The following is a 14,317-nucleotide window of genomic DNA, read 5'->3' as shown; positions in this document are numbered from 1 at the left end:
AGAAGCGTGAGAATGCCGGTTCTGTTTAAAGCAGTAACGCAGCGGGAATATTCTCTTTCAACAGGGAATAATAGTTCTATATCTTGAACATTTTTTGGTGTTGCCATATTTATCTCCTAAACCTTATATTATCGTCCTCATTAATCCGCCTACAATTTTATAATAAAATATTATTTAAAAAAAAATAATTTAAAAAAAAATTCTTTTCACTGCTGTTCTACAAGGTTTAGCTCAGACATTCTCTCCCATGAAGACTCGTCAACTGTCACAATTTTCGAAGAGGTGAAGATGTAAAGCAGGTCGTTTATGTAGATTGCCCTCTTTACCCCGCTCTCTTTTATGCTTTTCACATGGGAAAGCTCTTCATTTTCATAGCTTATTATGTGCCCGCCTTCTGAACCAGGAAGGAAGAACACCTTGTGCTTTGCATCCAGAAGGAACGCATGATGGGTTGAAAGGATGTCGCTCCAGTATTCAGAGAGAATGTATTTGCTCAGCTCCCTTGGTTTTTCGGGGTTGGATATATCAAAGAGCGATGCCTTTACCTGGTTGCCCTCTTTTCCTATCCCAATCATTATTGAATCGCTTACCGGATGAAGATATGCTGAGTATCCCGGAATCTTCAGCTCGCCCTTTATCACAGGCGCTTCTGGATTTGAAAGGTCCATTATGAAGAAAGGGTCTGTCTGCTTGAATGTAACGACATATGCAAGCTCTTTTATGAACCTCACTGAGTATATTCTTTCTGATGTTCCGAAATTTTCAGTTTCCCCGACCTTGTTTAATCCGCTGTCGAGGATTACAATTGCATTCTCAGATGAGTCCCAGTCCCCGAAGGTTACTGCTGTCCTGAGGTAGCCGCTGTATTCATCTATTGAGAACTGGTTCAGAAGGGTTCCTGGAACCTCTCCTGTTGCAGAAAGGGAAAGGGATGATATGTCAATCTTTGCAATTCTTGTGCTTTCCAGCTCCTTTGCATGCTTTTTTCTGAAATCATTCATTCTGTTAGCCAGGGTAAGCTGCTCATCCCCATCAAGCGTGCTCATGTGCGAGGAAAGTATAACCTGAATCTCTGTGATTTTTGCGCTTTCTGAGATGTCATAGGAATCAAGCGATTTTACCCTGCTCACAACTTCTGAAGGGAAAAGGTCTGAATCCTCAAGGATGAAATTTCTTAGAATCTCATATTCTGATTTGCTGTATGACACTGCAACAAAGATGCTTTTTTCAGACACATAAACATTTGTCTGCGAGTCAGGGGCTGCAAAAGACAGCTCCTTTGTTATTTCTCCGCTACTTGACTCAACTTCAAAGACGAAGTATACTGTGTCAATCGGAACATTTCCGTTAGGGTAGTATATGTCTGTGCACCTGATTGCTGCGCTTCCAAGAGGCATTATCGGGCAGGTGCTGTAATATGCGCTTTTCTTCAGCACAAGGTACATTTTTCCATTGTATAATCTTGCAGAAACAAGGTAGCTGTTGTTGAATGGAAGCTCCCAATCCTTGTTCTCCTGCATATCATATGCGGTAATCTTCTCATTTCCTAAAATTATGAGATTTTCCGATGTCAGGAGAAGCTCGCCTGTTGCGTTAATCCTGTTTCTTACTTCAGGACTTTCAGAAGGATTGCTGTCTATGACAAAGGTCTTTGGCGAATAATAATAGTACGGGGGCATCACCTTTGCATCAGCAAATTCTGCTCCGGCAAATGTGCGGTAGTAAAGCGTTTCAGGCGAATAGTAGATTGTCTTTCCATCTGTCTTGACAATGTCCGGCTCATCAATCCCGAGAACCTGAACATTTGTCTCTGAGAATCTTTCCGGAGAAGGCGCAATTTCCGGCGCTGAAGCACCTGTTCCTTCTGATGAATCAGCGGATTTCATAACAGATGATTCAAGAGTAGTCATCCTTGCACCGCCAAGCCCTGCTGAGCTGTATCCATAATTCCTTGATTCAGATATTCTTTCCATGAAATCCTGCTCAGATGTGAATTTTGAGAATCCTGTTGATTCTGCATTTATTATTGTTCTGGGATTGATTTTAATGCTGAGTATTGCGTAAAGAAGCGAGATTGCAACAAGTGCAACAGACACCAGCGCAAACATTAATTTCAATTCATTCCTGTTTTTCTTCTGCATGATTTTCACCTTGCTCGTTTTATGCAATTATTCGGATTTTATCAGCATTCTGCTGCTTAATTAATCAGCTATTTGAACTGCTTATAAATAACTTTTTATGGCTTCCATTTGGCTTGAAGCTATTGTTTGCAGATTGCTCTCATGATGCCCCTACGCGTTATACTATCGCGTAACCGGTTAAATTAATCAAAAAAAGGTTTTTCGTGGGACTTGCAAAGCAATGTCCCACTTGCTCTTGCGCGTTAACTGAGCGTAACCGGTTAAAGGGAATAAACAAGATATAAATTCAATTACCGCGATATCAATTCTGTTCAACAAATCGCGGCAGTGAAGCTTTATGCTTCACAAAGAAATGCTATTGCATTTCTTGTGCAAGACCCCGTCTTTGCACCTTGCGAGTTAACTGAGCGTAACCGGTTATTAGAAAGCTTTTTAAACCATAACAGATTAGTATTTTATGACGGAAAAATGGAAAAAAACAAAGGCGAAAAAAAGGAAGAAAAAGAGGAAGGAAAGGATGTTTCGCAGTGGGAAAAAATGGTGACTGCAAAAGCAATCATTGAGATTCTTGGCGCTCCAAAGGATTACATTGAAAAAACTATAAGGATGCTTATTGAAGATGTTGAAAAGGTTCCTGAAATAAGCGTAAATAGCAAGGAATTCTTTGAGGCAAAGCCTCAGGATGGTCTTTTCTCAACTTTCACTGAAATTGAGGCTGATTTCAAGGACTTATCTATCCTTTTTGGATTCTGCATAGATTTCATGCCTTCTACAGTTGAAATAATTGAACCAGTTGAGTTTTCAATTGAGGGAAGGGAAATGACAAACAGCCTTAATGAGCTTATTGCAAAGGTTCACAGAATGGACATGGTTTTGAAGAACCTTAATGCAGAAAACCAGCTTCTGCAGAAAAATGCCGCCCTGCTTTTGAGGAATAATGTTATGATAAATCTTAAGGCTGGTGAACTGCCGTTAAGCAAGCTTTCTCCTGAAGTCGGAGTGTCAGAAGAGCAGCTCAAGCCTTTCCTTGATGCAATGATTGAAAGCAAGTTCATAGAAGAGAAAGAAGGCAGGTATTCGCTTAAAAAGTAAAAATTCTAAAAAATGAAAGCGCAAGATTCTTTAGGTTTAGATAGGGAAGTTGAAATCAGGAAGAAGGTAGAGGCGCTCCTCTTTTCTTCTGGAAGAAAGATGACTGCTTCAGAGCTTGCTAAGCTCTCCCATGAAAATGAGGATTCTGTCAGGAAATCGCTTGAATCCCTTAAGAAGGATTATGATGAAAAAAATGCCTCGCTTATAATTCTTAATGACGGCGAACTTTACAACATGGCTGTAAGGGAGAAATACCTTGGCTTTGTCAGGAAGATTGTCCCAAGGACTGAGCTCAATAAGACTGTTCTTGAGACACTTGCAGTGATTGCGTGGAAAGCGCCAATACTCCAGTCAGACATAATAAGGATTAGAACCAACAAGGCATACGACCATATTGACCAGCTTGAGGAAGAGGGCTTCGTTACAAAAAAAAGACACAGCCGCTCTTACCTGATAAGCCTCAGCCAGAAGTTCTATGAGTATTTTGACCTTGCCGGAAGGGAAGAGCTCCAGAAGGCATTCAGGAAGATTGAGGAGGATGCTGAAAAGTCGCCCCAGAAAAAGCTTCAGGAGATGGTTGGAAAGCTTGAGAGATATGAGAACAGCAATACCGGGGAAGAGAATAAGGAGGGCAAGCCGGAAATTGAAACATATGCTTCTGATAAGAAAAAAAGCCCTGTTGAGCAGATTGCTGAAAAGAATTCAGGCGAATTTGAGAAAAAATTCAACAGCCTTGATGAGAAAGAGGAGAATGAGGAAAATGAAGATGAGCCCTCCTCTGAAAGTTCAACTGAGAATCCTAATGATGATTCATTGATTGAAAAAAAAGAGAAGAAAAATGAAGAAAAATCCCCTCTTGAGAAAGAAACTGAAAAAGTGGCAGATGAGCTCTTTAATACCGGCGCAGAAAAGGACAGCGCTGAAAAAAAAGAGGAGCAAAACCCTGATGTTGATGAGCTTTTCAGCGAAGAGGACGAAGGGAAAAAGCCTGAAGACAAGCCAGAAGAGAAAAAGAAGAGAAGGCTGGAGCTTTAGGAAAAAATGCTTCTCCTGAGATGCCCGAGATGCGCAAATAAGATGAAATATGCTCCAAAAGGGGCTTATTCGGGAAAGTTAAAAAGGTGTGTTTACTGCGGGAAAAGCTTCAGGGTTGAAGAAAACATTTTAGAGCATCTTCCTGAAAAGTTAAGGAAGGAAAGACCAGAAGAAAGTGAAGATTAAGATGGAAGAAAGCAAAAAGGAAGCAAAGAAGGAAATTGAAAAAAAGGACATCCCAGAGCCTTCTTTTCGGAATCTTATCCCAAGGGAGATTGAGGATGAGATGCAGGCATCTTACATTGACTATGCAATGTCAGTTATTGTCGGAAGGGCTCTTCCTGATGTCAGGGATGGCTTAAAGCCTGCTCACCGGAGGGTGCTTTATTCAATGCTTGACCTTGGGCTCATGCACAACAAGCCATTCAAGAAATGCGCAAGGATTGTTGGAGACTGCCTTGGCAAATATCATCCTCACGGCGACATGGCTGTCTATGACACTCTTGTAAGGCTTGCCCAGGACTTCTCAATGAGATACAAGCTTGTTGAGGGGCAGGGCAACTTCGGAAGCATTGACGGTGATAATGCAGCTGCAATGAGGTATACTGAAGCAAGGCTCTCCAAAATTTCTGAGGAAATGCTTTCTGATTTGGAAAAGGACACTGTTGACTTTGCGCCCAATTTTGACGGAACATTGAAGGAACCTACAGTGCTTCCAAGCAAGTTCCCAAATCTCCTCCTTAATGGAAGCTCGGGGATTGCTGTGGGGATGGCTACAAACATACCTCCGCACAATCTGACAGAAGTTGCTGATGCAATAATTGCAGCAGTTGACAATCCTGAAATTGCAGTTGAGGAGCTTATGAGGCATGTAAACGGGCCTGACTTCCCGACAGCAGGGATAATATACGGAAAGCGCGGAATAAAAGAGGCTTACACAACAGGCTATGGAAAGATTATTGTCCGCTCAAGAACTGAGATTGAAGAGCACAAGAACAGAAAGAGGATAATTGTAAAGGAGATTCCCTATAACATTGAGAAATCAGGGCTTATTGAGGAGATTGCCGATGCAATAAAGAGGAAGGCTGTTGAGGGGATTTCTGACCTAAGGGATGAGAGTGACAAGGACGGGATAAGGGTTGTAATTGAGCTTTCCCATGACGCAAACCCTGATGTTGTGATAAACCAGCTTTTCAAGCATACAAGGATGCAGTCAACTTTTGGCGTAATAATGCTTGCGCTTGTGAACGGGGCTCCAAAGGTTCTCAATCTTAAGCAGCTTATTCATTATTTCATTGAGCACAGGAAGGATGTTGTCACAAGAAGGACATCTTTTGAATTAAGAAAGGCTGAAGAGAAAGCGCACATCCTTACGGGACTTCTCATTGCATTAAAGGACATTGACAATGTCATAAGGAAGATTAAGGCATCAAGAACTGTTAACGACGCACAGTCAATGCTTGAAAAGGACTATTCGCTTTCAGAGATTCAGGCAAAGGCAATCCTTGACTTGAAAATCCAGCGCCTCGCTTCGCTTGAGCAGCAGAAAATCGCTGATGAGCACATAGAAACTATTGAAACAATAAAGCGCCTGAAGGAAATCCTTGCATCTAAAATTGAGATAATGAAGATAATAAGGGATGAAACCCTTGAAATAAAGCAGAAATACGCTGACAAGAGAAGGACTGAAATTGTGCAGGGAGAGTATGTTGAGCTGAATCCTGAGGATGTTATTGATGAGGAGAATGTTGTTGTCACATTGACAAAAGACGGCTACATAAAGAGAACTCCCCTTTCAGAGTTCAGGGTTCAGAAGAGGGGCGGAAAGGGGCTGATAGGGACAGCGACAAAAGACGAGGATTTTGTTGAGAAGATAAAGATTGTGAATTCCCACTCTTTCCTCCTTATGTTCACAAGCCTTGGCTCAGTGCACAGGATTATGGCTTATGACATTCCTGAATCCCAGAGAAACGCAAAAGGAAGGCCAGTTGTGAATTTCCTTAATCTTGGGGAAAAGGAGAAGGTAACTGAGATAATTGAGCTCAAGGCATTTGATGAAAGCAAGTGCATTATAATAAGCACAAAGAAGGGCGTGATAAAGAGGGCGTCGCTTTCAGGGTATGACACCAGCAGGAGCGCGATAAGGGCGATAATCCTTGATTCCGATGATGAGGTTGTGGGTGTAAGCCTTGGAGACGGGGCAAAGGAAATCATTCTTGCAACAAAGAAGGGCTTTGCAGCGCGCTTTAAGGAGGATGAAGTGAGGATTGCAGGAAGGGTCACCCAGGGCGTCATAGGAGTCAAGCTTTCCCAGGATGATTCTGTTGTTGAGATGATTATAGCTGATGAGAGCAAATTCCTTTTCAGCGTTACAGAGAAGGGGTTTGGAAAGAGGACTCCTGTCTCTGAATACCGGCTTACAGGAAGGGCTGTAAAGGGAGTCACAAACATAAAACTGTCAGAAAAGACAGGGAATGTTGTTGGAGTTAAGGAAGTTGTTGAGGGCGAAGAGCTCATGCTCATCACAAAGAACGGAAGCGCAATAAGGTTCCCTGTAAGCCAGGCATCTGTTGTCGGAAGGCATGCCCAGGGCGTTCATCTGATAAGGCTTGATGAGAACGATGAAGTGGTTTCTATTGCGAAGATTGACAAAGAAGCAATTAATGATGAGAAGGAAATCGCGCTTAAGATTGATAAGGGAAATCCGGGAAAGGCTGATGATTCGCTTCCGGGAAATGAAACAGAAGAAAATGGAACAGAAAATGATAGAACAGAAGATGAGGATGAATCTTCTGAAAAGCATTCAGAAGAGGATTCTTACGAGGAATAAGTTTAATTTTCCTTTTCTCTCTTTTTCGCATTTGCTTTTGGCTTTTTTGCCCTTGGTTTTTTCTTTTCTTCCAGCTGCGCCTGCCCGCGGAACCTGATTATTGCATAATTCGCAGGATTCTTAATCTTGCCGCACAATGAATCTGGAGCGCACACTCCGATTTCAGAATAATACATCTTGTTTGCGCAGTTTGGGGGCAGCACATTCTTTTTCATCTGCCTGTGGTATCTTATCTGCCCGACAAGATAATTTTCCCTGAGGGGCTCGCTGTTCTTTTTGTTCCAGAGAGCAAGCCTTGACTCAATCTCATCATAATTCCATCCTACGCTTGAAAGGAAATTCACAAGGGTGAAGATGGCTCTTTTCCTGCCGTCTGTGAGCCCTTCAAGAATCTTTTTTATGCATGGGGGAAAGAATGATTCGGGGATTGCGCTTGTCGGCGCTTCCATCTTTCTCTTTCCTGAATTTGCCGCCTCTTCCTTTTCCCTTGAATCATACTCAACCTTCGATGAAAAGTCAAATGCCTGGACAATCAGCTTTTTTGCCTCTCCGGGAATTGCCTTATTCCTGTCAAGAAACCTTTCCTCAACAACCTTTACAAGCTCCGGCTTTGCATCCTCCCTCTTGAATGAGCTGATTGAGTCAAGGGGTATTGGGACGCTTATCAGCCCTGACTTCTCGTTGAATGAGTATGGCATGCGGTAAAGGTGCCTTGATGAGATGAGGATTGTGTCAATGTCAAGGAACGGCTCTGCATTAAGCTCAGGAATATTCTCTGAAAATTCATTTGTGACAAACCTTGTGATTTCCTTTGAATCCTTCCCTGTCTTTTCAACTATTGCCGAGAAGTTGTTCTTCTCAAGAGCCATAATTTCCCTGCTTAGGGGATTTTTTATCATCTCTTTGAGGTAGAATGCGATTTTTCTTGCGCCTTCAGGGAAGAGAAGCCTTGACTCCTTGTCCCCAATCTTATCTGGGAATGCCTGGAAAGGGACTCCGATATGGAATCCCTTGTTTCCTGAGAATTTCACGCTTATGCTCTTTATCCCGTGGTATCTCAGGGCTTCAATAACAAGCTTTGCAGCGATTTTTGAGTATTCAAAGAAGTGGCAGTCAATATCAAGCACCAGGTCCCATCCAGTCCTCAGCTGTTCAATCTCTGAGCGCTTCTCCTCTGCCTTCAGGGAAAGGGGGTTTTTCCACAGCTCCTCTGATGCGTGGAACGATGTTGCCCCGTCCTTTGCAAGCTCTATTATGTCATCAGGATACCTTAGAATGTCCGGGCGCTTTCCAAAGCCGGATTCGCCGTATTTTACAGCAACCTCCCTGTCCCGCGCATTGATTACCATCTCTTCCTGGATGTCCTTCCTGCTGTAATACCTGATTACAGCAATAGGGTCAAGAGCCACTGATTCAGCCATAAAAAAGCGTATTTTTCTCAGGTTTAAAAATCTTGTGAGAAAAAGATTTGAGGATTTTAAAAAAAAAATTAAAATCAATTAAAAAAATCAGTTAAAACAGATAGCCGCATTCAATCACATCTGCATTTTATTACATCTCTTCCAGCGCCTTTATCCTCTCCTCTATTGGAGGGTGGGTGCTGAACATCCCGATAAACCAGTTCTTCTTCTTAAACGGGTTTGCTATGTACATGTGCTCAAGAGCAGGAGATGCGTTTTCCATCTGCTTTCCGTCCTTCTCGATTTTCCTCAGCGCATTTGCCAGCCCTTTCGGGTATCTTGTGAGAAGGGCGCTGTCTGCATCTGCCAAGAACTCCCTCTTTCTTGAGATTGCGAATTTTATCAGCTGGGCGATTATCGGTGTTATTATTGCAAGCACAAGCCCAACGAGCGCAAGAATGATGTATGCCTGCCCTGATTCATCATCCCTGCTTCTTCTCCTTCCGCCCCAGAAGAAGCTTCTCATCATGAAATCTGAGATTATTGCAATTATTCCTACAAGGATTGCGACAATTGTCATGAATCTTATGTCATAGTTCTTGACATGGCTCATCTCGTGCCCTATGACCCCTTCAAGCTCATCTCTTTCCAGCTTCTCAAGCGCTCCTTTGGTGACTGCAATTGATGCATGGGTTGGGTCCCTTCCTGTTGCAAATGCGTTTATTGCAGGGTCATCCATAACATATGCCTTTGGCTTTGGGATTCCTGCTGCAATTGAGAGCCCTTCTATTGTGTTTATCAGGTGCGGGTATTCCCTTTTTGATGCCGGCACTGCATGGTTTATTGAAAGAGCCATCTTGTCTCCGGAATAATAGCTTGCAAGAGCCATTGACCCTGATATTAAAAGCGCAATGAATATCCCGAATATTCCTGTTGAGAAAAGCATTCCAAAAACATAGCCGAGAAGCAGAACAACTGCAAAAAATGCTGCAAAAAGGATTATGGAGTTTCTCTTGTTGCTTTCTATTCTTTCATATATCATATTTTCATCACTTGATTACTGCATGCTCATTTTCACATCTGCCTTTTCAGATTCCTCTGCCTTGAAGAAATCCCTTTTCTGGAACCTGAAGATAGATGCAATGATGCTTGTCGGGAACATCTGTATTGTTGAGTTGAAATGCATTACTGTGTCATTGTAGAACTGCCTTGAGTATGCAATCTTGTTTTCAGTTCCTGATATTTCCTCCTGCAGGAGGAGGAAGTTTTCGTTTGCCCGGAGTTTTGGATAGCTCTCTGCAACTGCAAAGAATGTCTTAAGCGCAGATTCCATCTTGACATCTGCCTTGGCCTTGTCTGATACAGAGCGCGCCCCTTCAGCCATCGCCCTTGCAGCTGTAATTTCCTTGAGAACGCCCTTTTCATACTTGGCATACCCCTTTACAGATTCAACAAGCTTCGGGATTAGGTCTGAGCGCCTCTTCAGCTGAACATCTATCTGAGAGAATGCATTTTCTATCCTGTTCTTCAGCACCACAAGCCGGTTGTAGTCTGAAACGAAATAAACTGCTGTTATTCCAATTGCCGCCGCTAAAACTATTATTCCTGTTTGCATTCCTGTTTGCATTGTATCACCCTTTTACAGCATGTTGTTTTAAAGTCGCTTATAAATTTTGCGAAGAAATCCTTATCATTTATCCCTGAATTGAGAAAAAAATAAATATGCGGTGTTTCTTTTTGAATGATTATGAGAAAAATCATTCCAATTATTGCTTTCGCGCTTATTTTTGCATCTATTGCCTCTCTTATCCTTGCTTTCGGCTGCAGCAGGGAAGCCATGGAAAACTGCCCTGATGAAAGGCCTCTTGGCTGCATGGACTTCCGGATTACCGTCTGCGGAAGCGACGGCATGGAATACCCGAACTGGTGCACTGCGTGCATGAATGAGCAGGTTTCCTGGTTCACAAAGGGAAGCTGCAAGAAATAGTTAGAAAGTTGATGATTAAGTTAAGAAATGATGATTAAAAAACGAAAAACCGCTTAATTTTTTAAGCCAATTCCTCTTTGTATATTCCTTCAACACTCTTTCTTATCTTGTATGGCATTGTGATTGAGTTGTGGACTGAAAAGAACTTCTTCATAAGCTCGTCTTCGCGACTCTTCGCCTCATTCAGGAATTTTTTCCTGAACTGCTCTATTAAGAATCCCTTTGCTCCGTTCTTGTATGCCATGTAAAATGCGAGAAGCTGCTCGTCTTTCCCAAGCCCGCTCATGTCATACGGCTTTATCCTTCCGTCATCACTGTTTTTTTCCTTGTTGAATTTATTGAAGATGGGATAAAGGGGCATGCTCTCCCTTCCAAGCATGTTGCTTCTTAAATCAGCACTTTTTGGGTCTATTCCGCATGCGAGCATAAAGATGTTCATTCTTGCGCATTTTGAGCAGCTGCAGCACCATCTTGAGTTCATTCCGTTGTCATTGTCTGCAAAGCAGCTCGTCTGGTATTTTGCAAGATTCTTGTACCTGTTATGCAGGATTTTTGTGATTGCTATCTCATGCAGGGGCTCTACAACGCTCATGGCTGTGCATTGGTTCCTTGTAACTATGGAAAGGATTGATTTTATCCTCATCATCCAGTTTGAGGACTGGTCAAAAACAGGGTTTGACTCAAAGCCCTCGTTTGTAAAGTATGAATCGGAGCAGCTTTTTTCATTTCCAAAAACCATGTATGACGCCTTGTGCTTTTTCAGGAAGGGAAGGAGGGACAATGCGTATTCTGTCAGCTGGCTTGTGGAGCCGAACTGAGTCGGCTGAAGCTCTGGGAATCTTTCCGAATACCTTGCATATCCAAGCCCGTATTCAAGGTTAATCACTTTCTGCCCGAATTCCTTCCTGAATTTTTCCTGGAGAACATGCTTATGCTTGTTTTCATACATTCCTGAAAGGTCAGGCTCCTTCACATAAATGGGAAGGGGCTCAAGCCCGAGCTCCTTGCAGATAGCATAGCTCATGAGGCTGTCTTTTCCGAATGTGAATGTAACAATGCTCTTTTCCTCTGGCTCAAACTGGATATTTGGCTTCTTTATCTTGTAATTCCGGAACTTGTGCTGGACATTCAGGTATTGCTTCAGGCTTTCAGATACTGACTTCCTGTCGGCATCAACGCAGGCAGGTGCAGAAAATATTGAGAGCTCCCTGAAAAAAGGCTCAAGCATGGGAAAGGAAGAACTGTAAATAACCTTCTTCGAATTCAGCATGAATGGAAGCTGCATCCCGACTACGCTGAGAAGATTGTCTGAAAGGAAGTGCTTGGAATTCCTTGAGAAATTTTTCCAGACAGAAAGGGGATAGTTGATAGGATATACGCGCTTGTTTATGTGGACGTGCAGCCCCCTCTTTGTTATCCTGTAGGACAGCTTTACCTTTTCATACCTGTTCTTCTTCACTCTTCCCCCTCGAACCTGCATATTAAAGCATTATTGTTTTAAAGAATTTAATTCTTTCCTAAAATTAAGTGAATAAATTAAAAAAATCAGATTTGCAATTGACAAAAAAAGGAAAAAATGCCTTATCCCAAAAAAAGGCAAAAAAAGTTTTCAAGCAGTTTTAAAGCATTAAATCTTGCTTACTGAATTACGCTCAGCTTTGCCTCAACCCTTTTCTGTGCAATCTGCCTTTCAATTGCAAAGTCAACGATTTTCAGTATCAAAGCATTGTAGTCAATCCCTGATGCAGATGCAGCCCTTGTAAACGCAGTGTCAATCGGTCCAATATCCGGGTTTGGATTTACCTCGAGGATGAATGGGTTGTTATCCTTGTCTATCCTTATGTCAACCCTTGCATAGTCCTGGCATTCCATAATCCTGTATGCTGCAAGAGAGAGCCTCTTCACCTTGTTCTCAACATTCTTCGGCAGGTTTGCCGCCGGGCATACCGGGACTGTTTTCTTGAATATCTCTGTATCAGGCATCCATTTTGCCTGGTATGAGCATATCTTGAATGTTCCTTCGGGAATGTCCCTGAACTCAAGCTCCTCAACAGGAAGCGCGCATAATTCCCTGTTTCCTATAATTGAGACATTGACTTCCCTTCCGTCTATGAATTCCTCAACAATTGCATTCTGCTTGTAGTTCTTTATGACATAGGTGAGCCTTTCCCTTAGCTTTGCCTCATCATTTACTACAGAATCATTTGTTATCCCTATGCTTGCGTCCTCATGAATTGGCTTTACAATCATCGGGAATTTCAGTTCAGGATTCAATGCATCAGATGCTTCCTTGAATATCTGGAATTTTGGCGTGGGAATGTCATTTGACATGAGAATCTGCTTTGTCCTTGACTTGTCAAGGCACACTGATAAAGTCAGGAAGTTTGAGCCCGTGTATGGTATCGCAAGAAGCTCAAGCATTGCAGGGATGTATGCCTCTGCAATAACATTTCCGCCAATTCCCTCTCCGAGATTGAACACAAGGTCCAGCTTTGATGACTTGAGCTTTTCATAGATCTGCGAGTCCACTGGTATTGTGCTTACCTCATGCCCGGCTGATTTAAGGGCGTCTCCGACTCCCTTTACAGTATTGAGGATGTCCTGGTCTGCAATTATGTCAGCAGGCTCTCCCCTTTCAAGCTTGTTCACGATGTTGTATAAAATCCCTATTTTCATAACCATTTTATAAATTCACTCCCCAAGTTTTCTCTTGTTTTTGTCCTCGTTTTCTATCTCTTCTTTTTTTGCTGATACTCTATTAATCATAAATTTTATTAATCCCGAATTGAAATTGAATTAACCGTCTGTTGTTTAATCATCAGTTATTTAATCCCGGATTATTTTTTCCTTTTCTCCCTTTTCAGGTCTTTTATTATGTGCGCTTCCCTGAGCTTTCCCTCAATTCCGTATCTCTTCATTGCATGATAAAGCACTGTGTTTATGAGCTGCTCGTATTTCAGCCCCATTGAATACCATATTGAGGGCAGGCATCCGTGCTCAGACGGGTCAGGAGGAATGCCGGGAAGAGGATTTATCTCAAGCACGTAAGGCCTGTTTCTCTTCCCAAGCCGTATGTCCACCCTTGACCAGTCCCTGCACTCCAAAACCCTGTAGGTGTCCACCGCAAGCTTCTCTATCCGCTTCTTCATGTGCGCAGGAAGCTTTGCCGGACAGACTCCGACGTCAATTGGGTTTTCGGGTGTATCCCACACCCACTTCGCTTCATAGGAATATATCTTGTTTGCCCCTTCGGGGAATTTGTCAAATACTATCTCCCTTATGGGAAGGGCAACCGGCTCGTCATTTCCAATAACGCCGACAGTGAATTCCCTTCCGGGGAGGAAGTTTTCCACCAGGGCTGGCTGCTCATAGTTTTCAATTACCTCTTTCAGCTTTTCACGCAGCTCTCTCTCGTTTTTTACCACAGAATTGTCCTTGATTCCCTTGCTTGAGCCCTCATAAAGCGGCTTTACTATGAGAGGAAATGAAACCTTTCTGTTTAGCCTGTCCTCGGGAGCATAGAAAACCTGAAACGGAGCTGTTGGGATTTTATGCTGCTCAAGAATTTCCTTTGTCATTGCCTTGTTGAGCCCGATTGAGAGGGTTGAAGGGTCTGAGCCAGTGTATGGAATCTCAAGCACCTCAAGCATTGCGGGAATGTGTGATTCCCTGCTTTTTCCGCCCAGCCCTTCTGCAATGTTGAACACAAAGTCGGGCTTTATCTTCTTGAGCTTGATGTATGCCTTGTCATCTGCCTCAACCTTCACTACCCTGAATCCCGACATCTCAAGCGATTTCTTTATGGCATTGACTGTTGATTCGTTATCAAATT

Annotated in this window: 12 protein-coding genes; 5 read left to right on the top strand and 7 right to left on the bottom strand. The window is 42.7% G+C overall.

The window, feature by feature from the left end; genetic code table 11:
- Window positions 1-206: 206 nt before the first annotated feature.
- The gene (locus NTV63_02515) at window positions 207-2,141 is read right to left on the bottom strand and encodes a beta-propeller domain-containing protein (protein MCX6709807.1); all 1,935 of its coding nucleotides are present in this window, start codon (window positions 2,139-2,141) and stop codon (window positions 207-209) included.
- A gap of 468 nt (window positions 2,142-2,609) precedes the next feature.
- On the opposite strand from NTV63_02515, the gene NTV63_02510 reads away from it, so the two are divergent.
- The 4 genes from NTV63_02510 to gyrA are packed head-to-tail and all read left to right on the top strand — an operon-like array spanning window position 2,610 to window position 7,098.
- The gene (locus NTV63_02510) at window positions 2,610-3,233 is read left to right on the top strand and encodes a hypothetical protein (protein ID MCX6709806.1); all 624 of its coding nucleotides are present in this window, start codon (window positions 2,610-2,612) and stop codon (window positions 3,231-3,233) included.
- A gap of 12 nt (window positions 3,234-3,245) precedes the next feature.
- A complete protein-coding gene (gene scpB / locus NTV63_02505) occupies window positions 3,246-4,268 on the top strand; it encodes an SMC-Scp complex subunit ScpB (protein MCX6709805.1) in 1,023 nt (340 codons plus the stop codon).
- Between the two features lie 42 nt (window positions 4,269-4,310).
- On the top strand, window positions 4,311-4,454 hold the full coding sequence (locus tag NTV63_02500; GenBank protein ID MCX6709804.1) for a hypothetical protein: 144 nt from the start codon (window positions 4,311-4,313) through the stop codon (window positions 4,452-4,454).
- Window position 4,455: 1 nt separating this feature from the next.
- Window positions 4,456-7,098, top strand: a complete 2,643-nt coding sequence (gyrA, locus tag NTV63_02495; GenBank protein ID MCX6709803.1) for a DNA gyrase subunit A — start codon at window positions 4,456-4,458, stop codon at window positions 7,096-7,098.
- 2 nt (window positions 7,099-7,100) lie between these two features.
- Here gyrA and NTV63_02490 read toward each other — a convergent pair whose 3' ends face one another.
- From NTV63_02490 to NTV63_02480, 3 genes are all read right to left on the bottom strand, one after another.
- Entirely contained in the window at window positions 7,101-8,519 is a 1,419-nt protein-coding gene (locus NTV63_02490) for a hypothetical protein (protein MCX6709802.1), read from the bottom strand.
- 130 nt (window positions 8,520-8,649) lie between these two features.
- A complete protein-coding gene (htpX, locus tag NTV63_02485; protein ID MCX6709801.1) occupies window positions 8,650-9,540 on the bottom strand; it encodes a zinc metalloprotease HtpX in 891 nt (296 codons plus the stop codon).
- A 15-nt stretch (window positions 9,541-9,555) separates the two neighbouring features.
- Window positions 9,556-10,125 carry a LemA family protein gene (locus tag NTV63_02480; protein MCX6709800.1) on the bottom strand — a complete coding sequence of 190 codons (570 nt, stop codon included), beginning with the start codon at window positions 10,123-10,125 and terminating at the stop codon, window positions 9,556-9,558.
- Between the two features lie 120 nt (window positions 10,126-10,245).
- Here NTV63_02480 and NTV63_02475 point away from each other — a divergent pair, with 120 nt between their 5' ends.
- On the top strand, window positions 10,246-10,485 hold the full coding sequence (locus NTV63_02475; GenBank protein MCX6709799.1) for a hypothetical protein: 240 nt from the start codon (window positions 10,246-10,248) through the stop codon (window positions 10,483-10,485).
- A gap of 61 nt (window positions 10,486-10,546) precedes the next feature.
- Here NTV63_02475 and NTV63_02470 read toward each other — a convergent pair whose 3' ends face one another.
- The 3 genes from NTV63_02470 to NTV63_02460 all read right to left on the bottom strand — a co-directional run bounded on the left by NTV63_02470 (window position 10,547) and on the right by NTV63_02460 (window position 14,288).
- Window positions 10,547-11,965 carry a hypothetical protein gene (locus NTV63_02470; protein ID MCX6709798.1) on the bottom strand — a complete coding sequence of 473 codons (1,419 nt, stop codon included), beginning with the start codon at window positions 11,963-11,965 and terminating at the stop codon, window positions 10,547-10,549.
- 158 nt (window positions 11,966-12,123) lie between these two features.
- Window positions 12,124-13,167, bottom strand: coding sequence for an ATP-grasp domain-containing protein (locus NTV63_02465; GenBank protein MCX6709797.1), 1,044 nt, complete (start codon window positions 13,165-13,167; stop codon window positions 12,124-12,126).
- Between the two features lie 155 nt (window positions 13,168-13,322).
- Window positions 13,323-14,288 carry an ATP-grasp domain-containing protein gene (locus NTV63_02460; GenBank protein MCX6709796.1) on the bottom strand — a complete coding sequence of 322 codons (966 nt, stop codon included), beginning with the start codon at window positions 14,286-14,288 and terminating at the stop codon, window positions 13,323-13,325.
- Between the last annotated feature and the right edge of the window lie 29 nt (window positions 14,289-14,317).

It is taken from the genome of Candidatus Woesearchaeota archaeon, assembly GCA_026394965.1.
Taxonomy (GTDB): domain Archaea; phylum Nanobdellota; class Nanobdellia; order Woesearchaeales; family 0-14-0-80-44-23; genus JAPLZQ01.
This window is presented reverse-complemented; position numbering and strand designations above follow the sequence as displayed.

Coding starts and splice junctions, on each gene's coding strand:
- NTV63_02515 (MCX6709807.1), bottom strand. CDS start 2,141: ATGCAGAAGAAAAACAGGAATGAATTGAAATTAATGTTTGCGCTGGTG.
- NTV63_02510 (MCX6709806.1), top strand. CDS start 2,610: ATGGAAAAAAACAAAGGCGAAAAAAAGGAAGAAAAAGAGGAAGGAAAG.
- scpB (MCX6709805.1), top strand. CDS start 3,246: ATGAAAGCGCAAGATTCTTTAGGTTTAGATAGGGAAGTTGAAATCAGG.
- NTV63_02500 (MCX6709804.1), top strand. CDS start 4,311: ATGAAATATGCTCCAAAAGGGGCTTATTCGGGAAAGTTAAAAAGGTGT.
- gyrA (MCX6709803.1), top strand. CDS start 4,456: ATGGAAGAAAGCAAAAAGGAAGCAAAGAAGGAAATTGAAAAAAAGGAC.
- NTV63_02490 (MCX6709802.1), bottom strand. CDS start 8,519: ATGGCTGAATCAGTGGCTCTTGACCCTATTGCTGTAATCAGGTATTAC.
- htpX (MCX6709801.1), bottom strand. CDS start 9,540: ATGATATATGAAAGAATAGAAAGCAACAAGAGAAACTCCATAATCCTT.
- NTV63_02480 (MCX6709800.1), bottom strand. CDS start 10,125: ATGCAAACAGGAATGCAAACAGGAATAATAGTTTTAGCGGCGGCAATT.
- NTV63_02475 (MCX6709799.1), top strand. CDS start 10,246: ATGAGAAAAATCATTCCAATTATTGCTTTCGCGCTTATTTTTGCATCT.
- NTV63_02470 (MCX6709798.1), bottom strand. CDS start 11,965: ATGCAGGTTCGAGGGGGAAGAGTGAAGAAGAACAGGTATGAAAAGGTA.
- NTV63_02465 (MCX6709797.1), bottom strand. CDS start 13,167: ATGGTTATGAAAATAGGGATTTTATACAACATCGTGAACAAGCTTGAA.